Consider the following 23,515-nt stretch of genomic DNA (forward strand, 5'->3'; position numbering starts at 1 on the left):
TTCTGTTAAATCATGATGATTTTCTAATGATCTATTCCGCCTCTCTCCTTTAAGGAGAGAGCAAAGACTCTTTATTGATGCACCAAACTCAATAAAAATGCAGCGCCGGCAAATAACCCGGCAAAAGTCCGGTTCATGACTTTTTGTTGTTTCGGCGATCTAAGCAGCCTTAAAACTTTAGCAGCCAATCCGGTATAACCCGCCATCACAATCAGATCAATCGTCACCATTGTCGCAGCCATAATCAAATACTGAATCCATTGTGGCTTAGACAAATCCAGAAATTGCGGCAAGACGGCCAGTAAAAATACGATGGCTTTAGGATTAGTGATATTAACCAAGAAACCATGCAGTACCAGTTTCCCTCTCGATTTTCGCGCCAATTCATGTTTAATTTCGATAGATTGTACAGGTGCTTTCCATTGCAAAATAGCCAAATACAATAAATAGCCGACACCAAACCATTTCACTACTAAAAATGCCCATGGGGTTGTCGCAAACAAAACTCCCACACCTGCCGCAACCACTGCAATCTGCACCAGTAACGCCAGTTGCAGACCCAGCGCATTCCAGTAACCATGCCGAAAACCATAATTTAGTCCGCTCGACATGGAAGCAATTGCCCCAGCGCCCGGGGAGACACTAATGACCCAACAAGCCAGCATATAGGCAAACCAAATTTGATAGGACATGAACATTTCACTCAGCAAAACCCACCCAATATTATATGAATTTTCCAATAAAATCAGGCTAAAAACTTGCTTAAATATAAGGCACTGCACTATTCACTCTGCATAGCTTCAGGCACAATATGTACATTAAAAAACAGGATCTTTCCTTACAGGAGCCATGAATGACAGCCCAATCGGTAATCTTGCCACTTCCTTCAGATCATGCCCGCTTTATTGTGTTACGTCTTAAAGATTTGAGTATTGAAAAATTAAAAGAACAACTCGAACATTTGTTTACTTCTCGTGATCGGCTGATCACGCAACACCCTCAAGCACAAATTAAAACGGCAGTGGCTTTCGGTCCTGAGCTTTGGTCAACCCTATATTCGCAAAGTCCTGCAGGGTTTAAACAGCTTGCGCCTATTCAGGGTTCATTTGAAATGCCAACAGTTCCAGCAGATATGATCATTCATATTGCCAGTGCCCGTGCTGATATCTGCTTTGCGCTCAGTCAGGCTTTTTTTGAAGGCATTCAGGATCAGGTTCAGGTGCTGGATGAGCGAGTTTGCTTCCGATATTTTGATGGTCGTGACATTACTGGCTTTATTGATGGGACTGAAAATCCACAATTCCCGGATGATCGTGCTGAAGTCGCATTATTAGGTGAAGATTCAGGTATTTTCCAAGATGGTTCATTTATTTTTGCCCAGCGTTACGCGCATAACCTGGAAAAATGGAAAAAGCTAAAAGTTGATACTCAGGAACAGGTTATGGGTCGCACCAAGCTTGAATCCATTGAATTGGATGATGAAGTCAAACCTGAAAATGCGCACGTGGTACGTACTGTAGTTGAAGATGAAGAAGGTGAAGAAATGGAAATCCTGCGTCACTCCTTGCCATATGGTGACGGACGTGGCGACCAGGGTCTATTCTTTATTGCCTACACCAAAGACCTGAAAATTATTGATGCTATGTTAGAACGTATGTTCGGTACATCTGGTGATGGAATTCATGACCGCCTGCTGCATTTTGTAACACCTCTGGATGGTGCCTATTACTTTGCACCGAGTGAGGAGTTACTGGAAGAGGTTTTGGAAGGGTAAAAGAAAAAAGCCGGTGGAAGCCGGCTTTTTAAATTAATTATTCTTAGAATGAGAATTCTTTTTTATTATTTCCTTCAAAATATTTTATGTTTAAATCACCATCAATATTTACATTTTTTCCTGCATAAATATATTTTTCTGAAATTAAATTAAAATTTTTAACTTTCATAATCCTTAAATTAGCTCCCCCTTCATCAAAAAACGGAGATACTATTAAAAAGAAATCTTTTTCCCCTTTCAGAAAAACACTCATTCCATCTTGAGGGTTAATAAAATTATACTTATTTAATATTTTTTGCGAAGATATTAATCTCAAGTTATTACATTGATTTAATTTAATATTATTTATACACTTAAAATGAATATCAGATGAATAGGGCAACTTAGAAAATTCTTCAATACCATTTAATCTTAAGCCCTCTATTTTATTTACACGTCCTTTTTCAAACTTATAACATTCATTTTCAATATTAATATTATTATTTTCTAAAAAGTAGGTAGTCCCTGATAAACAAAATTTATCATCTTTTTTATTATATTTTATAATAGCAGGATCATCATTAATTTCCCTTAAATTACCATCGATAAAATTACCTACCATCTGAGGCACAGGAATTACTTTTTTTTCTAGAGGATCTAATATAACTATCAGCTTAACAATTCTACTTTCACCTTTACCTGTACTTCTATTATGATTTAAAATTAATAATATTTTATCATTTGAAAAATTAGGCAAATCTTTAATATGTTGATTATAGATTTCAATCTTGTTTCTAGAACAAAAATCAACAACTTCACTTTCAAAATAACATCTTGATACATTATTTGATGTTATTAATATATTTTCTTTTGGGTATGTACAACTTGAAAATAATAAACCATTAAAAAACAATGATAAAATTAATTTGGATTTCATATTTAAAACCTATTTATTTGAATGATAAGCATGAATTTTTTCAAATATAACTTTAACTTTTTCGGTAGAATGTTTATTTGCTTTATTCGTTTTAGATTCATGATAACCGATACTACCATCAGAAATAATTCCATATTTATTCTTTTCTCCCTTCGGTAAAGCAATTGAAGCCCACTCTTTCGAAGCATCAACCATGGCCTGCTCTACAGTTTTATCACCTTTAATAATCAAGCTGTAGATAGATGAACGACCTCTTAATAAATGCTCCTTAAAGACTCTTTCTTGCATAGCAGGATCATATAATTCATTACCACTCAAATTTAGTCTCGCTTTAGCTGCTGCTAAAGTAGAAGGAATTGTTTGATATTTTCCAGTGGCAAATCTTCTTCTATTGTCATCCCATCTATATTTTTTCGCAGCGTCTAAAATTTCATCAATAGTTTTTTCAGTGATTGTACCTGGCAAGTCATTCATTTTTCCGTATTTAACTCTTTTTCCTTCTGGAGCTCCTGCATTCCAAGCTTCATAGCTACCTTCACCACTAGCAATCGCATCACCTAATTCTTTTACCAGAGCCTCAATAGTTTGATCTGTTATTTTAGAAATAGTAGAAGTATTTACGATTATTCCTGCACAATTTAAAATAGAATTCATATTTAGTGATTTAATAATCTCAACTACCGGATTTCCATTGAGATCTTTAATTTCTTTTTTGAAGTATTCATCATTAAAGTAAATACTTGAGAATCTTGTCACATCAAAATGAACCCAAGTAGTTGCTCCATTTGCTCCACTCTTAAATTTTTTTGGTTCTAAATATATTTTATCAGAAGCCCTTTCTTCACTTGCTCTCATTTTTATAGTCATAATTTTTTTTCTAATAAACTCTATATCTTCTATAGCCTTAGTCCTCTTCCCATTTTTATTAATATGTATATCTAATGCTAAACCCATATGATTTACTGTAGTTCTGCCTTTTTTCTTATTATCATTTATACATCTATAACCAGATTCTATATAAGCCACTTCAAGACCTTTATATTTAAATTCATTTTTTAAATAAAAATTTAATGCTTTTAATATCCATATTAAAGATCTATGCAATCCTGGATATTCATTAGCAGTATTCAAACCAGATTTAATACATCTTCTATTATTACCATAACCTGAACACTGACCACAGGGACAACTAGCTTTAGTCATAAAATTTGCAATTCCATATTCATCACGGAACTTATCTAAAGCTGCTAAAAAACTTCCGCATATTTTTCCAGTTTCAGGAACCCCCATATAATCCCGTTGAAATTGCTTTATACATTCCGCTGTTAAAGGAGTAAATTCATCTGTAGGTAATGCGCCACCAAAGCCTGCTAGCCTGATATTAACCTCTCTAATAAGTTCACTTTTGCCTTGAGATATACATTGAGGATTAGTTTTACATAAATTGGAAGTATCAGTTTTCGGTGTTCCGCCATCCTGACTGCGATCCTCTTTCATATCAATTTTTATTGCATCCGATAAAGCTTTCTTACCTTCTTCATACCATTCATTAAGCTGCTCTAATGCTTTCTTCTCATACTCTTCAACTGTATTCACAATTCCTTTATCAGCCTGTTTAGTCTCTTTTTTACTTTTCTCTGATGATTGAGACTTATTATTTTGAGAAGCATTTTTTTGAGGGTTTGGCTTTCTATCAATACTTGTATTATTTCCTGTAGCAGGCATATTAATTGGAAGTTTAATTACTTGTCCTATGCTGATTTTATTGACATCTTTTATCCCATTCAGCCTTTCGAGCACTCGGATTGTGGTGTGATACTGTTGTGCAATAGATGATAAAGTTTCACCTTTTTTAACCTTATGTGTTTTACGTTTATAACTTCCTTTATTTTCATTATTTTCTAATGTTTTTAAATCCAAGAGAATTTTAGGACTTATAACCGTAACCAGCATACGGTCTTTCGCCATTATGAAAGTCTGAACTTTTTTCATACCTCCACCTAAAAGGCTTTTGACATATATATCTAAAACCGTTCCTTTGTCTCTTTGAATTTCATAAAGGCACCCCTTGGAATTGGTAGAACCCCGTACTACATGTTGACCTGTCTTACTATTTTTGACTTCATATTGAACTTTAGGAATTGGATTTCCTAACAAATCTAGAATTTGTACTGTTGCTAAAGACTTATTTGTCATTTTTATTTTTATCTCCTATTTATTATTCTGCTCAATCAGGTCATCAACATCATAACCTTGGACACTTAATCCCCATTCATCATTGAGCCCTACCAAAATTTCTACTTTAGAGGAATCAGCTGTAGTAATTTTTCCAGTACGACCGTGCGCATCAAGCTGACCTGAAATATACGAATTAGTATCAGGAATAAAAGCTTTATAATTTATTGAACTGAAATCGGACTGCCAAAATAGATCATATATATCCAGCCTATTGCTATATAAAGCATTATTCGGAAGCTGAGGTATTTCATAAGAGACTTTAGCCCCTCCCATAAAATTATGTTGCCCCGCCTTACACTCAAATTTTCCGCCAGTCGTGAAAAATACCCCGCCACTATTTACCTTAATTTGAGACCCTCCAGCGGTCAGTACAATCTCCTTCGGACTAGTGATTTCGATTTTGTCTTCAGTCGAAATGAGCTTGATTACCTTACGAGCGATCGCTTCAATTGCATCATCTTGGGCTTGTAGTTCAATTTTTCCTTGAGCAGCATAGAGACTCGCACCCTCTTGAGCAGCAAATAAACTGATCTTGTCCTGTGCATGAGCAACTAAAGATTTCTGTGTGGATAAATGAATATTATTCCCGGCACTCTGATTGATTTGCTGATCAGCGGATAAATGAATATTTTCATTTGTGCTCAGTGCAATCGTTTGGGGGGGCAGTTAATAACATCACGGCCTGTTTAAATGCGGCAGCCTTGGCTTGATCTTCAGCTTCAATCTGATTCAAAAACTGTTTTAAACTATCAAAAAATTCCAATGGATCAGCCTGCTGTTTTTCTGCAATATCACTCAAGGCTTTACTATGATTGAGATTCGATTCAAGCTGTTCTTTGGCTGAGTCAGCATCCAGGTGATTGCCTGCGGCTGACTCTTGCCCATAAGTGGAAATCAGCAAGCCTTTCCCTGCACGTATGGCACCCCACTGGTCTGTCCTTAGTTCAAAACCTTCTCCTCGACCTTCGCTGCTTTCACTTTCTTTAGGATGGCTTAGATTTCCCAGATTGAGCTGACTGGCTGCATGACTACTTTGCAGCTGCGCACTAATCTGTTCAGGGGTATCATCGAAACGCAACTGGTTAAAGCCATCCCCATCGACCTCCTGAGAACGGATGCCACTGAGTTTTTTGGTCGCAGGAAGTTCTCCTTTTGCATCAAACATGGTCGGATGCCGTTCTGCTTCATGAATCCGTCCCACCACAAAGGGCCGGTCGATATCACCTTCAAAGAAGTCAATCACTACAATTTCGCCAATTCGCGGATGCAACCTGATGCCATAACCCTCACCCGCCCAAGGGGTCAAAACATCCACCCAAGCAGAATCGCTATCATTGTCATTGCTACCTGCGCCGCCATCATGCTGATGATCCTCACTCCGGGTAAACAGAAAACGAACTTTCACCCGCCCCCATGCATCGACATGAATCGTTTCACCTTCAGGTCCGACCACTCGAGCCCGTTGCGGATATGCAGCAGGCCGATGAATGAAGGGGTGGTACTCAGGAACAACCTGGATTTCACGGCGCACCATCTGTAGTTCATTGGCCTGTCGTTCCTCCTGTGTCATCTGCCAGCCGCTCTTCTCAAGCAAACTGTCCAGCTGAGATAAGATATCTTTGGGTAAATTGTTCTGGTTATAAAACCGCTTAGCTAAAATCAGAAATTCACGTTGATGGGCAGGATGCTGATCAATTTCAGGATGCTGTTGCAGTTCAAACCAGTATCCAACCTGAGCATCTCGTACGCTGCTACTGGCTTTAAAATATTTAGACTGCAAAGCATGATAGTCACTGAGCTGCTGATTGAGTCGATCCAGTTGGGCTATACCAGATGCTGTCACCTGATCCTCATGATTTAAGTCGCCGGTCCAAGCCGGACTGATGTTCCACGCATCTTCAAGCTGAAGAGTGGCATTTGCATGGATATCACTTTGCTGATGATTACTGAATAAAGGCTGGCTTTGATCCTGGGCAAGTTGCTGGGCATGCCAACGCTGGGACTGGGTACTATTCGGATTGAGCTGACGTACCGCAATCAGACTGTTCAGCGTGTCGAGCTGTTCGGTGGCATGACTGCGATGAAACCGGATGGAGCGGCGTTTTAAAGCTGAAAAATATTGGGAATGATCTACCAGTTTTAAAAGCTGATCTTGAATCTCGCTGGCTGATACAGGCACAGTTAATTGCCTTTCATCAATCAGCCAGTTAATTCCTTCGCTACGCCATAAACGGGTCAGAAAATCATAATCCGATTCATTCGACTGCATTACAAAAGGTCGGACATCATAGTCCCGGCTGAGTCCTGTCAAATCCAGGCTGAGACTGGCCGCGAATAATACACTTCTGTTTTGCCATTCACTGAACAGGATTTCACTGATCTCGCGCACCGTCTTGTTCATAAAAACCCGACTGTTACGGCGCTTCTGCCAGAGTGCAGTCGGATCATTTAGCGTCAATTTATACAGGGTCAAAGCTCCATCATTCTGCCCTTGACTGGCTGCAGTAATAATGCCCGTAGTCCGGAAAAGTTCACCCCGGTCTGTGACCTGATCAATGGCCACCCGACAGCCGATAAACTGTTTCAAGGCAATATGAGCATGAGTGGAAAGACAGATCAGTTCAGCCTGCAGGCCTTGATTGATCTGATGCTGACCCTCAATACGCTGAATCAAAACCTGATGATTTAAAGGAGGATGTGAAAACTGTAAATGTAGCGCACGATGCTGTCGCTTAAGCCCGAGCTGCTCCACCAGCATATGGATAGGTTTTGGCATTTTATAGTTATAATTTTAAGCTTTATTATTGTGCGGCAGATTTTAGGAAAAGTTATCCATTTCGTCCAGTTCACGATGCATTTCACATAATTAGGCCTTTAATTTATGGCCCTTCAATTAAAAATCTTAAATTGCATGTGGTACATCTTAATTAAAAATATTGCTCAATATTCCCTATTTTTCCGATTATCCTATACGGAACTTGCTGCTACACTCATTCAGCTCTCATTCTTCAAGGCCAAGGACATGGTGGAACTCCCTTCTAAATTACCAGATTTGGGCGTGACCATTTTTAGTACCATGTCGGCCTTGGCACAAAAACTCGGAGCCTTGAATCTTTCTCAAGGATTTCCAGACTTTGCAGCGCCTCCTGCCTTGATTGAAGCTTTAAACCGGGCCAGCCAGAATGGATTTAACCAGTACGCTCCGGGAGATGGTCTGCCAGTCTTGCGAGGTCTAGTGGCAGATCTCTATCAGCAGCGTGATCAACTGATTATTGATCCTTTCGAGGAAATCACGATTACGCCTGGGGCCACGATTGCGATTTTTTGTGCCATTCAAGCCACGGTGCGCGCCGGGGAAGAAGTCATTATTTTCGATCCCAGCTACGACAGTTATGGACCTGCGGTACAACTGGTCGGGGCAAAGCCAGTGCATATTGCTTTGCAGCATCCTGATTTTTCTGTAGACTGGAATCAGGTCAAAGATGCCATTAATGACCGTACCCGCATGATTGTGGTGAATACGCCGCATAATCCGAGTGGGAGTGTCTGGTCCAAGGCAGACTGGCAGCAACTGATCGAACTGATTCGCGAGCGCAATATTGTGGTGCTGTCCGATGAAGTCTATGAACATCTGGTTTTTGACGGCGTTCAGCACTATTCGGCCTGGTCATTTCCAAAACTTCGCGAGCGTAGCTTCGTGATTGGTTCTTTTGGTAAAACCTTCCATGTCACGGGCTGGAAAACCGGATATTGTATTGCTGCCCCGGCACTGATGAAAATGTTCAGACAGATTTATCAGTTTGCCAGTTTCTGCGGTGTGACACCCGTTCAGGTCGCCTTGGCGGAATATATGCAACTGCATCCTGAGCATATACGCGAACTGTCCTCTTTCTACCAAAACAAACGGGATTTATTTAACTCCTCCATTGAAATGTCACGCTTTAAGTGGACACCTTCTCAAGGAACTTATTTTCAGAACTTAGATTATTCAGAGATTCGGCCTGAGCTCGATGATCTGTCCATGTGTCATTTTCTGGCAGAACAACATGGGATTGTGGCGATTCCAGTCTCCGCGTTCTACCAACACCCCCCTGCAGATTTACGTCTGCTCAGGTTCTGCTTTGCAAAAAAAGAACAAACCTTGATCCAGGCAGGTCAAATTCTTTCAAAGATTTAACCCATTTTTTAACTAAAAATCTCATAAAATAAATGCCTTAGTTACTTAAAAGCTAAGGCTTTTTTTTATATTCTGCCGAATAATAGCTGCATCAATAAATAGATGATAATTCAATCACAGGATGTCGCATGGCACAGCACTCACTGATTCATCAACAGAATTTATGGAAAGCCTTTCTGGTATTTCTGTTGCCATTAATTGCGACCAATATCCTGCAAAGTCTCTCCGGCACGATCAATACGGTTTTTGTGGGACAAATGCTCGGAGTGAATGCGATTGCTGCTGTTGCCGTTTTTTTCCCGATCCTGTTTTGTCTGATGGCCTTTGTGATTGGTTTATCGGCCGGCTCTACCGTATTGATTGGCCAGGCTTGGGGCGGGAAAAATATAGAAAAAGTGCGCTGTGTGGTCGGTTCAACTTTATTTATGACCTTGATTGGCGGCAGCTTGATTGCACTTTTTGGGGTAATTTTTGCTGAGAATATTCTCTTGGCGCTTGGCACAGATCCGGATGTGATGCATTTATCCTTGCCCTATGTGCAATGGATGCTGGCGGGTAGCCCCTTAATCTTTATCTATATTATTTATACTTCCATCTTGCGCGGTGTTGGGGATAGTACCACCCCCCTGTTTGCTTCCGCACTTACCATTGGGGTCGGTTTGGTGGTGACACCGGTCCTGATTGCCGGTTATTTTGGCTTTCCTAAAATGGGCATTATCTCACCGGCGATTGCCACCATTCTGGGAAATCTGGCGGTTCTGTTGTTTTTAATCCTGTATTTGAACTATAGGCAACATCCGCTCAAGCTGGACTGGGCCTTATTAAAAAATATTCGTCATCAACCACAGTTGAGCAGAATGATCTTGAAACTGGGGGTTCCTACTGGTGTGCAAATGGTCACGACTTCAGTTGCCGGACTGGTAATTGTCGGATTGGTCAACCGCTATGGCGCAGAAGCAACAGCGGCCTATGGTGCAGTCAATCAGGTCTTAAATTATATTCAATTTCCGGCTTTGTCGATTGCAATTGCCGCATCTGTATTTGGTGCGCAAGCGATTGGCGCAGGTAAATCGGATCTGCTCAATAAAGTGACCCGGACTGCGCTGAGTATGAATATCCTGTTTACCGGCGGTCTGGTGATTCTGGCCTACCTGTTCTCCAAATATCTGATGGCGCTGTTTATTACCGATCCTAAGGTTGTAGTACTGGGACAACAACTGCTGTTTATTGTGCTGTGGTCGATTCTGTTCTTTGGTGCCAGTGCCATTTTTGCTTCGATCATGCGTTCAAGTGGAACGGTGACCATGCCAATGCTGATTAATATTTTTGCCATTCTCTGTATTGAAGTTCCCGCCGCTTATCTGTTTAGCCGGTGGTGGGGTCTGGAAGGTATCTGGTATGCCTACGCGTTGGCCTTTGTCAGCCTGTGTATTTTGCAGGGACTGTATTACCAGTTGGTCTGGAAGAAAAAAACGGTTGAAGCGTTGATTTAGATGCAGGTTTTTTTACGTGCCTAAAGCATTACAGAAGTTAATACTCTCATTTGCAAAAAATTAGCCCCTATCACAGCGATAAAAAAACCCGCTTTCGCGGGTCTGTTTTACAATTTCTTAAGCAGACTTTTTCTTTCTTTTACCAAATTGGGTCGCCAGTGCAGTGACATGCTGATAACCGGTCGGCAAGATTCGCTGAATCAGGTCTATCGCTTTGGCATCATTGCCGATGAGCAGACGGCGCTTGTCTTTTTGTACCGCCTCCAGAATTTGACGGGCAGCTTCTGCAGGTGGACAACGCAATAATTTATTAAAATTACGGGCCGATTTTTCCGGATTCATACCTAAAGTCAGCAGGCTGTTATTCATTTTTGCTGCATTGGCAATGTTGGTACGGATCCCGCCCGGATGCACACAGAGCGCACTGACTCCGCAATTTTCCATGTCCAGTTCCTGACGCAGGGATTCAGTAAAACCACGTACTGCAAACTTGGTCGCATTATAAGCAGACTGGGTCGGCTGAGCTGTTAAACCAAACAGGCTGGAAATATTGATGACATGACCATCGCCAGTTTTCTTGATCAATGGCAGGAATTCTTTGGTACCGTAAACCACGCCCCAGAAATTGATTCCGACGATCCATTCCAGCTCTTCATAAGATGCCCCTTCAACGGTTGAACCCAGTGCAACGCCGGCATTGTTAAAGATCATATTGATACTGCCATGATCCTGTTCGACCTGTGCCGCCCAGTTACGCACCTGTTCCAGTTCAGCCACATTTACTTTCTGAATGGTGACACGGACATCACTCTCTTTAAGCAATTCGAGCGTTTGTGCCAAACTCTGTTCATTGATATCACTGAGGGCCAAATGACAACCCTGCTGAGCCAGTAATACTGCCAGTTGCTGGCCAATACCTGAACCGGCACCGGTAATCGCAGCGACTTTATTGTTAAAATTTTTCATTCAATTTCCTTATGTAAAGAACTGCCATTCCATGACAGCAGGATCTTGTTCTGTTGTTTCAGGAGTTAGCACAGATCCTCAATATAGTTTTGACAATATGGATTGTCAATAATTATCCCCTATCTTTAAAGGCCAAATTTCAGGGCAGCATTTCCATATAGGTCTAAGCGTGATTTATTGCTAAGATATTCAAAATCTTCATGCAGATGAGCACATAGGCCTTATGACTGATTCAACCGACTCAGCAGCAAAATCACGACCCTCCAAAACCAAGGAACGTCAGTTTAAAGGCCTGTCGATGGCTGAACGGCAGCAGGCACGTCGTGAGAAGCTGATCGAAGCCGGAATTGAAGCCTATGGCAGTTATGGTTTTTTTTCAGTTACCGTCAAAGATATCTGCAATGAAGCCAAACTGACTGAACGTTATTTTTATGAATCTTTCAAGAAAAGCGAGCATCTGTTTCAGACCATTTTTTTGAAACTGATTGATGAACTGCAACAGAATGTGATGCACGCCATGATGCAGGCCTCGACCGATCCGAAAAAAATGATCGAAGCCGGTCTGACTGCTCTACTCACTACCCTGCGTGACAATCCGCGCATGGCACGGATCATTTATATCGATGCCATGCTGGTACAGGAGCTGCATAATCAGGCCACTATTCATGAAACCATGTCACGTTTCGACCGCATGATTCATGCCTTTGTCATGTTGATGATGCCGCAGTTAAATCGCAGCGAGCAGGAAATTTCATTGGTGTCGACCGGTTTAAATGGCTATGTCACCCAAATTGCCATTCGTTGGGTGATGAGTGGTTTTAAGCATTCGCTTGAGGAAGTTTTATCGTCGTGCAGTGTGGTTTTTTTGGCGCTGCTCGAGTCATTTTCCGAGAAAAAATAGCTGTTAAATCCTGTGCTTAATCGGCTTTCCTGCATTTACCAGTGAGTTGAAGATTTATGCTGTACTACGGAAATGAGTAAAATTAATTTATGATTTTTTAACAAGTTTCTGCATTATATTTGTCACAAATCTTTGCGAATATCAGCAGTTTTTCCCTTTCTGCAATGATACTGTCATAATTAGTCTTTGTAATAAGCCTGTCATAAATATAAAACGGTTCACCGTTTACATGAAATAGGGTATTGCGTTGTGAAAGATGACTACATATTAATCGTCGATGACGAGCTCCCGATTCGGGAAATGATCCATACCTCTCTGGATATGGCCGGTTTTCAGTGCTTGCAGGCAGAAGATGCCAAGCAGGCGCATCAGATGATTGTGGATCAGCGTCCGGCACTGATTTTGCTGGACTGGATGATGCCGGGTGGTGTCAGCGGTGTGGACCTGTGTCGTCGTCTGAAACGTGATGAAAGCCTGTCAGAAATTCCGGTGATCATGCTCACAGCGCGTGGTGAAGAAGACCATAAGGTACAAGGTCTGGATGCCGGTGCCGATGACTACATGACCAAGCCATTCTCGACCCGGGAACTGGTCTCGCGGATTAAGGCAGTACTGCGCCGCGCCAATGCCCTGAGCGGTGAAAAAACCATTGATGCCAATGGACTGATTCTGGATCCGGTCAGCCAGCGGGTGAATTTTGGCAATAATATTCTGGAAATGGGGCCGACTGAATATCGTTTGCTGGCATTCTTTATGACCCATCCGGAACGTGCCTATACCCGTGCGCAATTGCTGGATCAGGTGTGGGGCGGTAACGTCTATATTGAAGACCGGACTATCGATGTGCATATCCGTCGCCTGCGTAAAGTGCTGGAACCTTATGGTGTAGACCGTTTTGTACAGACCGTTCGCGGAACGGGCTATCGTTTCTCGACCCGTTCAGATGTCGCTTTAGGTTAATATCTTTTAAGGTAAATCTTGTTTTATGTATGAACCCTACCCTGTCCCCGAACTGGCACGCGAACACAAAAGAATCCGTTACAGCAGTTTATGGGATTTTGCGAAGCAGGATTTACGCTTACTGGCTTTTTTCCTGATTATCGCCAGCTTTATCGGTTTTGGGATTGGGTATTTCTGGGTTTGTATCGTAATTGCTTTCGTGGCGTTCTTTGCGACCCAAATGCGTTCCTTATATCTGGTCAATGAATGGATTTCCAATCGCCCTTATGATGTTCCACCAAATATTGGCGGGATTTGGGGTGCGCTACTTTTCAATGTTTACCGCGCCCAACGTCAGGAACGGATTGTTCAGGCGGAAATGGTCGAACTGATTGATCGTGCACAGTCTTCACTGGTGGCCTTGCAAGAAGCTGTGGTACTACTTGATGAAAACCAGCAGATTGAATGGTGGAATCCGGCAGCCGAACGTCTGCTCGGAATCTCCAGTGACGACCGTCGCCGTAATATCCTGACCTTGCTACGCCAACCAAGCTTTATCGAATACTATCACCATATTGATGAATCTCCCGACGGCCTGAAAATGCGTTCTTCGCTGTTCGAAGACCATTATGTGCAGGTCAAAATGACCCGTTTTGGTGGAGAAAGCCGGGTACTGGTCGCTTATGATGTGACCAGGATGCATAATCTGGAACAGATGCGAAAGGATTTTGTCGACAATATTTCACATGAACTGCGCACTCCTTTGACCGTGCTCAGTGGCTATATTGAAACCTTTACCGATCAGGAAGATATTAATCCACGCTGGAAACGCGCTTTTGATCAGATGCAGTCGCAAACCCGACGCATGAATGCTCTGGTCAACGACCTGCTGCTGCTGTCACGTCTGGAAAATGATAAGAATATTGCCAAAAACCAGATCATTGAAATGCCGAGTCTGATGAACCAGCTATTCGATGATGCCCAGGCCTATAATATTGATTATGGTCATACCCTGAATCTGGACATTGACAGTCATTGCGATCTGATCGGTTCAGATATGGAATTGGCTAGCGCCTTTAGTAACCTGATCACCAATGCCATCAAGTACACGCCTAAAGGCGGCACCATCACCATCGGCTGGCATGATGATGGTGAATCGGCTTATTTTGTGGTGCAAGATAACGGTATCGGGATTGATCCTAAGCATCTGCCACGTCTGACCGAGCGTTTTTACCGCATCGATTCAGACCGCAGCCGCCGTACTGGCGGTACCGGTTTGGGATTGGCAATTGTCAAACATGTGCTGATGCAACATCAGGCACATCTGGAAATTGAGTCCAAGGAAAACCAAGGCTCTACCTTTAAGGTGATTTTCCCCAAAGAGCGTCTCAGCTTTCCAGAGTAAGATACCCATCAAAAAAGGTGCCATCGGTACCTTTTCTTTTAAGTACTTAAGAGCTGATCTGTTTTTCTTTGGACAGTGCACGCGCATAGGCTGCACGTTGTGAGACCCGTTTCAGATAGGCTTGAATCGCTGGATAGCTTTGACCCGTCCGGCTCTGCATCGCTTCCAAAGGAAAACTCATCTGAATATCGGCAAAACTGAAATGCCCGGCAAAATAATCATGCTCGCTCAAATAGCTTTCCAGAAACTGGATATGATCTTTTAAACGGCTCTGTACAAACTGTTTTTTCACTCCATCACAGATTTTCTTGGCCACCGGCCGAATCAGCAACGGGGTATGTTTTGGTACAGTGGTCATCACCAGTTGCATTACCAGCAGCGGCATCAACGAGCCTTCCGCATAATGCATCCAGTAACGGTACTGGGCCTTGTCGGCAATATCTTCTGGGCGAAACTGCTGCTGTTCATCATAAGTTTGCTGCAAATATTCCAGGATCGCCGCAGATTCTGCCAGTACCTGCGACTGATCGACCAGAATCGGAGCCTTACCCAACGGATGGATCTGTTTTAAGGCCGGTGGCGCAGAAAGGTTGGGTTGACGTTTATAGTATTTAACCTCGTAATCCAGTCCTAATTCTTCCATGGCCCACAGGATACGAAATGATCGTGATTGTTCGAGATGATGTAAAACACGCATATTAGACTCATGATTTTATTGTTCTTACTTTTCGAGCATAGCAAAAAGCAGCAGACTCTAGCTCATTTTTTGATGACTGTAATGATATGTATCCTATGTTGTAGATTCACTATTTGAGTTCAACTCAGACAGCGCTCCATATTCCCATCATTTTTAGCATTTATCGGGAAGCACGCATCTGGTCTGGAAATGCAGGCGCTTCTAAACGTGGCCCATCATAGGCAGGAATGGAACCAAAACGTTCATGACCTTCAATCCATTGTTCCCGCGCAATTTTAAGTTCCTCTGTCGTACGCCCGACCAGATTCCACCACAGTAAAATCGGGCTTTCAAATGGTTCCCCACCAATCAATAGCACCCGGCTCCCGGTATGAATTTCAGCATTGACTTGCTGCAACCCCGGCTCCAGGATCAGCATATTATCTTCAGTCAGTTCATGCCCATTAATGCTGGCCGTCCCTTCAAGCACCATAAAGCCATATTCAAATTTCGGATTCAGCGGCAAGCGCGCACTGGTACTTTGAGCTGCATACAGGTCTACTCCGAGCAGTTCGCTATGCACTTTAACTGGTGATCTCGTTTTTAAATATTCTCCGACCAGCACGGTAAACTCAATGCCTTGCTCATTTATGACCGGCAATTCAGGATAATGTTCAAAACCCGGTGCCATATTGATCTTGTCATCCGGCAAGGCAATCCATAACTGCGCTGCATGCATATGCGTTTCACTTTCAGGAGAGACTTCGGTATGTGAAATGCCATAACCCGAGGTCATCAGATTGACCTGCTTGGGACGAATCAATTGCTGATTTCCCAGACTGTCATTGTGCATCATGCTGCCTTCGATCATCCAGGTAAAGGTCTGCAGACCAATGTGTGGATGAGGGCCGATATCCAAACCATCTCCTTGCGGGAAACTGGCCGGACCCGCATGATCCAGAAAACACCAGGCACCAATCATGCGCTTATGCCGGCTCGGCAAGGCGCGTTTAATCACGGTGCCCTGCCCGATTTCCGCGCGACGTAAAGGAAACTCCTGAATAAACTGATTCACGTACTTTTCACAATCATCGGAATTCGACAGTTCAATATCACTATTATTCGACATGGCTGAGCTTACCTCGGCATTTTCATTCTACTTTTGAGTGGCTGAGACATGCATTTGACCGATTCAAGATGCCTCTCTGTTCAGGACAATGTACAGGGTCTATGGGCAAAATCTATCCTTGGAAATATTTAGATACGTATAAAACTCCTCATTAGTTCCATCAATTTAAATCCTGAAAAGCTGATGAGATTTGTATCCAAAGCCCCAAACTTGAGTTTTAGCAAGTCAATCATGATTTAGGTACATGGCGTTATGAGTTTAAATAAACTGAAGGTCAGGAATGTCATTTATGTTTCACGTGAAACGAATCAACAACATCCAAAGCCCCCATGAATAAGATGATTATTCATGTATTTCAATCACTTTCCATTTAACAAAACACAAATTTTGTTACGTTTTAGCATTAAAAACTTCCCGGATACCCAATTTTTGGGAGGTTATTTTTTACTCAACCACGGCATAATAGGCACCTATAAAAATAATACTGGACCAGGACATGTCTGCTCAGAATGAGAATATATATTCAACGGCGAATGTATCTTTTCAAAATTCGACGACCGATAAATCACTGAAATTATCTGAATGTGATCTGCAGAACCGTCAGCTGATTGAACAGGCGCTAACAGATCCTCATGCCCGTATTCCTGCCCCGTTTCAGCAGTATTTTCATGATTATGTCTATACGCATAGTCATCATAACTTGCGTCAAATTAACTATCTGGCGCAAATAGCCTTTTTACTGTATTTCTTTGCCGATATCCTGATTATTCCAGACATGTTTTTTATTTCTGGTCTGATGCGCGTCGTTCTGGTTCTGGGCGCGATGTTTTGCTGTTATTACCTGTTTAAAAGACATAAAAACATTCAGATTCTGGACAGAATCTTGCCGATAGGCACCACTGTGGCTGCAGCGGCCTGGATTGGCTTACTCGCGCTTTCAACCAGTCCCCATGTTGCTACCTATATTTATGCCTCTGCGATCTTTATTCTCATCGCCAATCTCTGTGTGCAGACCCAGTTTAAAGTCGCAGTCTATTGCTCCATCTTGATTGCCCTGTTTATCATGCTTGGGGTGACCCAGTTCATGAGTGCTTCTCAAGCCTTTATTTTTAGTGTGGTCTTTAGTCCACTGTGGTTTTTTAGCATTTATATTAACTGGAATAATATTCTGAATATACGGCGTTCTTTTCTGCGCTCCCTACTTGATGAATGGAACTATCAAACCTTAAAGAATCTGGCACATACCGATGATTTGACCCAGCTCTACAACCGTCGCCATTTTGTCGATATGGCTGAACGCTCTATTCATCAATGGCCTAAACATGCCAGTAGCTGCCTGCTGATGTTTGATGTGGATCATTTTAAAAATATTAATGATAGCTATGGGCATGATGTTGGTGATCGGGTACTACAACTGATTGCTGAAGTGACCCGTAAAGAAATGCGGCATAGCGATGTACTGGCACGTTTTGGTGGGGAGGAATTTATCGCCCTCCTAGAAGATACTCAGCTGCAAGACAGCTGGGTGATTGCAGAACGAATTCGTTGTGCAATTCAAAAGCAGTACATTTATGTCGAACCCAATCATGCCATCCGGTTCACCATTTCGATCGGTGTAGCAGAACTGGAATCCCATACCCAACCCCTGGAAGACCTGATCAAACAAGCCGATATTGCCTTGTATCAGGCCAAGAAGTCTGGCCGAAACCGGATTGAGGTCTATCATCCAGATATGCTGAATAAGCCCAAGCCTGCGACAGAAAATCCCTGGAATGTATTTAAGCCAGACACTCAACCAGCCCAGTCAACGGCGAATTAAAGCTGGATCATTAGTCTGTTCTATAAGCTAGGATCATCCTTAGAATGCACTAATCGGGGATTTCATTTTATAAAATAAATTTGATTCTTCCACTTTTAAAATATCCAACAAAAGAATAGAATATTTTTTATACAACTATATATAAATTTCATCTTATTCATTTTTATATATTTTAATTTGGGAAGGCTGCATGCCGCATGATAACGAAAAAGAATCACGTACCCTGATTCAGGAGGCTCTTCAAGATCCGCTTATTCGTATTCCTGCGCCTCTAAAACCGGCCTACTATGCCCATCAAAAGAAGCTCACTTTAAAATACCTATTACAGGTTAATTTATTCGCACAGTTGGCTTATGCCTCTTATACCATCGCCGATATTCTGGTGCTGAATGACATTCTCAAGTTACTCATTTTGACCAAAATCAGCTATACCATTCTGATCGTACTGATCACGATCTGGATGTATCACTCTTATCGCAATTTACCTGTGTTTGATTTACTCTTGCCTACCTCAATTATTGGCGCAAGTGCCATCTGGTTTTTTAATCTAAACCAGTCTGAAAGTGCTTATACCCTCATTTATCAATATGCCTCCTTGGTCTTTATTGTGTTGGCCAATTTATGTGTGCAGATCCGGTTCTGGCCGTCTTTGATTACTTCGAATCTGATTACCCTGATAATTTACATCGGCGTATATTTCAATACTCGGTCTGACCTGTACCAGATGTTTTTATTTTCCCTGATTTATCTGCCGGTATTGACCTTCAGTCTTTATATTAGTTGGAGCTCAACCTTAAAATCACGCATGGTATTCTTGCAGCATACCCTGAATGAATATAACCGGCAGGCCTTTGAAAATATGGCCCATACCGATTCCCTCACCGGCCTGAATAACCGTCGCTGTTTTGAATATCTCGCGCAACAACTGGTACAACAGAATTTTGATCAACCGGTACCTATGAGTTTACTGGTATTTGATGTGGATCATTTTAAGCAGATTAATGATCGTTATGGTCATGATATCGGAGATCAGGTCTTACAGACGATTGCCCTGAGCACACGCAGTGAAATGCGACAGCATGATATTTTGGCACGCTATGGCGGTGAAGAATTTATTGCATTTTTACCCGAAACCTCTCTGGATGAAGCGCTAAAAGTTGCCGAGCGTTTAAGGCATAACATTGAAAATATTGTGATCGATCTAGACAGCCAGCATCGTTTCAGTTTTAGCATTTCGATTGGTGCTGCCATTCTGGAAAGCTGTGAAACAGATTTAATGACCCTGATTAAACAGGCCGATATTGCCTTATATCAGGCTAAAGCCAATGGACGGAATCGGGTTGAAGCTTATGATCCAGATCTGGAGCAAAGTTTAGCTGGGGAGCTGCAAAACTGGCAGGTTAAACCGGCTTAAATTACCCGTTAAAAATTATCTTCATCAAAACGATCTTGGTCGATTTTATAGATATGAAAACTACGTTCTATTTGTACACCTAAACCAAATTCAATCATTAAAGACGTCAGCTTATCGCCATCAATTAAAACAATACCGGATTTTCTTGCCGACTCAATGGCCTCTTTACTGAAACTTGACGTAGTAATGAATACACCCTTCTTAGCAACTTGATCGGCCAAAGCACCTTTAAACTGTTGAATGTCGGGACGACCAACAGTATCTTTCCAACGTTTCGCTTGGATGTAAATTTTATCTAGCCCTAATCGATCTTCACTAATTACACCATCAATTCCACCATCGTTGGTTTTACCAATCGCTTGAGCTGCATCTTGATGTGAACCGCCGTAGCCCATTGCCACCAGAAGATCGACAACCAGTCTTTCAAAAAATGAAGGAGATTTATCTTTTACCATCTGAAGCAAATCACTTTTCAAATCAGATTTTAATAATTCCGTTGTGTTCTGGATTGTTTCTTCTGGAGTCTGAGTTTCTTGGTAACTATTTAGGCTTTCAATAACTTGTAGATTCCCGATCCCAAACTCATCTTTATTTTTCTTTCCTAATTTAAAATCTGAAAATCCGTTGAACTGTGCTAAATATTCATTTGTTATAGCATCTAAACTTTTTAAATCAACCTGTCTACCCAAGCTACTAATCTCACAATATGCTCTCTTCGGTTGTTGAACTAAGCCCGCCTTAACTAAGTAGGTCTTTGCCCATGCCACTCTATCTTTAAATATATTTTTCCCGCTCGGAAGAATTTTATTTAAATCCTCTTCGTGTAAATTGGAACGTTCAGCTAGGATATTCGCAGCATCCGAAATTTTTATTGGCTCATTTAATTCTGATAATAATTTCATTAAAGGCAGCATTAATTGATCATAAGTAGGTAAAGGCATTTTTTAGCTTTTAAAGGTTTATTTTTATTCAGTATAAATCAAAAAAAGAGCGCCGAAGCGCTCTTTTTTATTAGGTTATATCTGATAAACCAGATACTGCCACGCGCATAGCGCTTGGCGTAATTTAGGCGGACAGCAGTGCTGTCCGAAACCCCTAAATTACTCCCATTCAATTGTTGCTGGTGGTTTAGACGATACGTCATACACAACACGAGAAACTTCAGCAATTTCATTCATGATACGGGTCGAGATCTTATCGACTAAATCATAAGGAAGATGCGCGAAACGAGCCGTCATAAAGTCCACGGTTTCTACCGCACGCAGTGCAATCACCCATGCATAACGACGGCCATCACCGACTACACCCACCGATTTTACTGGCTGGAATACTGCAAATGCTTGAGCAGTCTTGTCATACCAGCCGCTGGCACGCAGTTCTTGCATGAAGATGTCATCTGCAAGACGTAAAATGTCTGCATATTCTTTTTTCACTTCACCCAAGATACGCACACCTAGACCTGGGCCTGGGAATGGATGACGATAGATCATGCTGTGTGGCAAGCCTAAAGTCGTACCCAATTTACGTACTTCATCTTTAAACAAGTCACGTAATGGTTCAACCAGTTCAAATGCTAGGTCTGCTGGTAAGCCGCCCACATTATGGTGTGATTTAATCACATGCGCCTTACCCTGCTTGCTTGCAGCAGATTCAATTACGTCCGGATAAATCGTACCTTGTGCAAGGAATTTTACGCCATCTAATTTACGTGCTTCTTCAGCGAAGACAGCAATAAATTCACGGCCAATAATTTTACGTTTTGCTTCAGGATCAACTTCACCTGCAAGCGCAGTCAAGAAACGCTCTTCAGCATCAGCACGAATCACGCGGATACCCATGTTGTCAGCAAACATTTGCATCACTTGATCGCCTTCGTTCAAACGAAGCAGACCATTGTCTACAAATACACAGGTCAGCTGATCACCGATCGCTTTATGCAACAGCGCTGCCACTACAGATGAATCCACACCACCAGAAAGTCCTAGTAATACTTTTTCATCACCAATCTGTTGGCGAAGCTGTTCTACACGTAGATCAATAATGTGTTCTGGCGTCCACAGACCGCGACAGCCACAAATTTGATGAACGAAGTTCGACAGTAATTCTGCACCTTTAGAAGTATGTGTCACTTCAGGATGGAACTGAATACCATAGAAACGGCGAGTTTCGTCAGAAACCATCGCAATTGGACAGCTTGGCGTCTGTGCAGTGATTTGGAAGCCTTCTGGAATACGGGCAACTTTATCGCCATGGCTCATCCAGACATGCAGCTGGTTTTCACGGTCCTGTAAATTACCGATCAGCTTGTCACGTACAACAATATCTACTTCTGCATAGCCAAACTCATGCACAGTACCTGGCTCAACTTTACCGCCAAGTTGTTCGCACATGGTTTGCAGACCATAACAAATACCCAATACCGGCACACCCAGCTCGAATACCACTTGTGGCGCACGCGGGCTGCCTTCAAGGTGAACGCTCTCAGGTCCACCAGACAAGATGATACCGTTTGGATTAAATGCACGAATGTCTTCTTCAGACATATCATAGGCATACATTTCAGAATATACACCAGCTTCACGGACACGACGTGCGATGAGCTGACTATATTGAGAACCGAAATCCAGAATCAGGATACGATCTTCAGTAATTTGAGTATTGGTAGTCATGACGAACAACTATGAAAGGCAAACGAAAGATAAGCGCCGTATTCTAACATTTTTCAGCGCATTAAGCACACAATTCGCATGAGGTATGCATTTAGTTGATTGCATTATATTTCTAGCAGAATAAAGCATCCCTTTGGATGCCTTGATTGGTCTGTCATTTTTATATTTTTAAGCCCAAGATTTAATTCAATTAAGCCTGTTTTTATAAAAATCCGAAGATAATATGTAAGAGAAATTTTTGCTTAATTGAAGATGGATGAAGCCTTAATTATTTTACTTTCTGGTACTGACTTTCATGCCCCGGGCTGTTAGGATTTGACCACACTTTTGCTTGTACTGGGCTCATGGAACTGATTGATTTTATCTTGCATGTTGATGATCACTTGCTTGAATTTATCACTAATTACGGGATCTGGATTTATGCCATTCTTTTCCTGATTATCTTTGTAGAAACAGGTCTGGTGGTCATGCCGTTCCTGCCTGGCGACAGCTTGCTATTTGCAGCAGGTGCACTGGCAGCCTCTACTGGTGCAATGGATCCATGGGTGCTGATTCCACTCTTGTTTGTTGCGGCAGTTCTGGGTGACACCCTGAATTATCATATTGGTAAATATATTGGTCCTCGGGTTTTCGAGATCGAATCGCGCTTCATCAATAAAAAACACTTATTGGCGACCCAGCAATTCTTTGCCAGACATGGTGGTAAGACCATTATTTTTGCGCGTTTTGTTCCTTTTGCCCGTACCTTTGCACCCTTCGTTGCCGGTGCTGGCAGCATGAATTACAAATATTTCCTGACCTATAATGTAGTAGGTGCATTTGCCTGGATTAGCTCATTTGTCATTTTGGGCTATATGTTTGGCAATATGCCGATCGTCAAAGACAACTTCACCTATCTAATTTTTGGCATCATTATTTTAAGTGTATTGCCAGGTGTGATTGGCTTTATTCAACAAAAGCTCAAAAAAAGTAAAACAGCTTAAGAACTTTTTACATTAA

Annotated in this window: 19 protein-coding genes and 1 pseudogene; 9 read left to right on the plus strand and 11 right to left on the minus strand. The window is 42.0% G+C overall.

The window, feature by feature from the left end:
* Nucleotides 1–71: 71 nt before the first annotated feature.
* The gene (locus tag I6L24_RS03055; protein ID WP_121980230.1) at nt 72–692 is read right to left on the minus strand and encodes a LysE family transporter; all 621 of its coding nucleotides are present in this window, start codon (nt 690–692) and stop codon (nt 72–74) included.
* Nucleotides 693–853: 161 nt separating this feature from the next.
* Here I6L24_RS03055 and I6L24_RS03060 point away from each other — a divergent pair, with 161 nt between their 5' ends.
* Nucleotides 854–1,774 carry a Dyp-type peroxidase gene (locus I6L24_RS03060; RefSeq protein ID WP_216986407.1) on the plus strand — a complete coding sequence of 307 codons (921 nt, stop codon included), beginning with the start codon at nt 854–856 and terminating at the stop codon, nt 1,772–1,774.
* 43 nt (nt 1,775–1,817) lie between these two features.
* On the opposite strand, the gene I6L24_RS03065 is transcribed toward I6L24_RS03060, so the two are convergent.
* From I6L24_RS03065 to I6L24_RS03075, 5 genes and pseudogenes are all read right to left on the minus strand, one after another.
* Nucleotides 1,818–2,690: a hypothetical protein gene (locus tag I6L24_RS03065; protein WP_216986408.1), complete on the minus strand. Its 873-nt coding sequence runs from the start codon at nt 2,688–2,690 to the stop codon at nt 1,818–1,820.
* Between the two features lie 9 nt (nt 2,691–2,699).
* Nucleotides 2,700–4,886: a LysM peptidoglycan-binding domain-containing protein gene (locus I6L24_RS03070; protein ID WP_216986409.1), complete on the minus strand. Its 2,187-nt coding sequence runs from the start codon at nt 4,884–4,886 to the stop codon at nt 2,700–2,702.
* Between the two features lie 15 nt (nt 4,887–4,901).
* On the minus strand, nt 4,902–5,201 hold the full coding sequence (locus I6L24_RS16885) for a hypothetical protein (RefSeq protein ID WP_458773134.1): 300 nt from the start codon (nt 5,199–5,201) through the stop codon (nt 4,902–4,904).
* A gap of 48 nt (nt 5,202–5,249) precedes the next feature.
* Nucleotides 5,250–5,594: pseudogene (locus I6L24_RS16890) on the minus strand (DUF2345 domain-containing protein); the annotation flags it as partial.
* Nucleotides 5,560–7,704: a type VI secretion system Vgr family protein gene (locus I6L24_RS03075; RefSeq protein ID WP_458773135.1), complete on the minus strand. Its 2,145-nt coding sequence runs from the start codon at nt 7,702–7,704 to the stop codon at nt 5,560–5,562. The pseudogene I6L24_RS16890 and the gene I6L24_RS03075, both read right to left, overlap by 35 nt.
* A gap of 246 nt (nt 7,705–7,950) precedes the next feature.
* Between I6L24_RS03075 and I6L24_RS03080 the strand changes: the two genes are divergently transcribed.
* Together I6L24_RS03080 and I6L24_RS03085 are read left to right on the plus strand one after the other, a co-directional pair.
* Nucleotides 7,951–9,105 (plus strand): methionine aminotransferase, encoded by a 1,155-nt coding sequence (locus tag I6L24_RS03080; RefSeq protein ID WP_044112380.1) that lies wholly within the window; start codon nt 7,951–7,953, stop codon nt 9,103–9,105.
* 128 nt (nt 9,106–9,233) lie between these two features.
* On the plus strand, nt 9,234–10,598 hold the full coding sequence (locus I6L24_RS03085; protein WP_005108395.1) for an MATE family efflux transporter: 1,365 nt from the start codon (nt 9,234–9,236) through the stop codon (nt 10,596–10,598).
* Nucleotides 10,599–10,715: 117 nt separating this feature from the next.
* Here the strand turns inward: I6L24_RS03085 and I6L24_RS03090 are convergent, their stop codons facing one another.
* A complete protein-coding gene (locus tag I6L24_RS03090) occupies nt 10,716–11,564 on the minus strand; it encodes an SDR family NAD(P)-dependent oxidoreductase (protein WP_044112379.1) in 849 nt (282 codons plus the stop codon).
* A gap of 223 nt (nt 11,565–11,787) precedes the next feature.
* Here I6L24_RS03090 and I6L24_RS03095 point away from each other — a divergent pair, with 223 nt between their 5' ends.
* The 3 genes from I6L24_RS03095 (at nt 11,788) to phoR (ending at nt 14,809) form a co-directional block, all read left to right on the plus strand.
* Nucleotides 11,788–12,465 carry a TetR/AcrR family transcriptional regulator gene (locus I6L24_RS03095; RefSeq protein ID WP_044112378.1) on the plus strand — a complete coding sequence of 226 codons (678 nt, stop codon included), beginning with the start codon at nt 11,788–11,790 and terminating at the stop codon, nt 12,463–12,465.
* A gap of 249 nt (nt 12,466–12,714) precedes the next feature.
* Complete coding sequence (gene phoB, locus I6L24_RS03100; protein ID WP_004280972.1) at nt 12,715–13,425, plus strand: phosphate regulon transcriptional regulator PhoB; 711 nt, start codon at nt 12,715–12,717, stop codon at nt 13,423–13,425.
* 25 nt (nt 13,426–13,450) lie between these two features.
* Nucleotides 13,451–14,809, plus strand: coding sequence for a phosphate regulon sensor histidine kinase PhoR (gene phoR / locus I6L24_RS03105; protein WP_005245337.1), 1,359 nt, complete (start codon nt 13,451–13,453; stop codon nt 14,807–14,809).
* Nucleotides 14,810–14,855: 46 nt separating this feature from the next.
* Here the strand turns inward: phoR and I6L24_RS03110 are convergent, their stop codons facing one another.
* Entirely contained in the window at nt 14,856–15,506 is a 651-nt protein-coding gene (locus I6L24_RS03110; RefSeq protein WP_216986410.1) for a glutathione S-transferase family protein, read from the minus strand.
* Nucleotides 15,507–15,666: 160 nt separating this feature from the next.
* Complete coding sequence (locus I6L24_RS03115; protein ID WP_044112374.1) at nt 15,667–16,614, minus strand: pirin family protein; 948 nt, start codon at nt 16,612–16,614, stop codon at nt 15,667–15,669.
* Nucleotides 16,615–17,110: 496 nt separating this feature from the next.
* Here I6L24_RS03115 and I6L24_RS03120 point away from each other — a divergent pair, with 496 nt between their 5' ends.
* Nucleotides 17,111–18,433 carry a GGDEF domain-containing protein gene (locus tag I6L24_RS03120; RefSeq protein ID WP_044112372.1) on the plus strand — a complete coding sequence of 441 codons (1,323 nt, stop codon included), beginning with the start codon at nt 17,111–17,113 and terminating at the stop codon, nt 18,431–18,433.
* 190 nt (nt 18,434–18,623) lie between these two features.
* Nucleotides 18,624–19,847, plus strand: a complete 1,224-nt coding sequence (locus I6L24_RS03125) for a GGDEF domain-containing protein (RefSeq protein ID WP_044112370.1) — start codon at nt 18,624–18,626, stop codon at nt 19,845–19,847.
* Nucleotides 19,848–19,855: 8 nt separating this feature from the next.
* On the opposite strand, the gene I6L24_RS03130 is transcribed toward I6L24_RS03125, so the two are convergent.
* A complete protein-coding gene (locus I6L24_RS03130) occupies nt 19,856–20,788 on the minus strand; it encodes a restriction endonuclease (protein WP_004280964.1) in 933 nt (310 codons plus the stop codon).
* A gap of 159 nt (nt 20,789–20,947) precedes the next feature.
* Nucleotides 20,948–22,516, minus strand: a complete 1,569-nt coding sequence (gene guaA / locus I6L24_RS03135; protein WP_005245345.1) for a glutamine-hydrolyzing GMP synthase — start codon at nt 22,514–22,516, stop codon at nt 20,948–20,950.
* Between the two features lie 344 nt (nt 22,517–22,860).
* Here guaA and I6L24_RS03140 point away from each other — a divergent pair, with 344 nt between their 5' ends.
* The gene (locus tag I6L24_RS03140; RefSeq protein ID WP_004644839.1) at nt 22,861–23,499 is read left to right on the plus strand and encodes a DedA family protein; all 639 of its coding nucleotides are present in this window, start codon (nt 22,861–22,863) and stop codon (nt 23,497–23,499) included.
* Nucleotides 23,500–23,515: the final 16 nt, after the last annotated feature.

This window comes from Acinetobacter lwoffii (assembly GCF_019048525.1).
Lineage (GTDB): Bacteria > Pseudomonadota > Gammaproteobacteria > Pseudomonadales > Moraxellaceae > Acinetobacter > Acinetobacter lwoffii_K.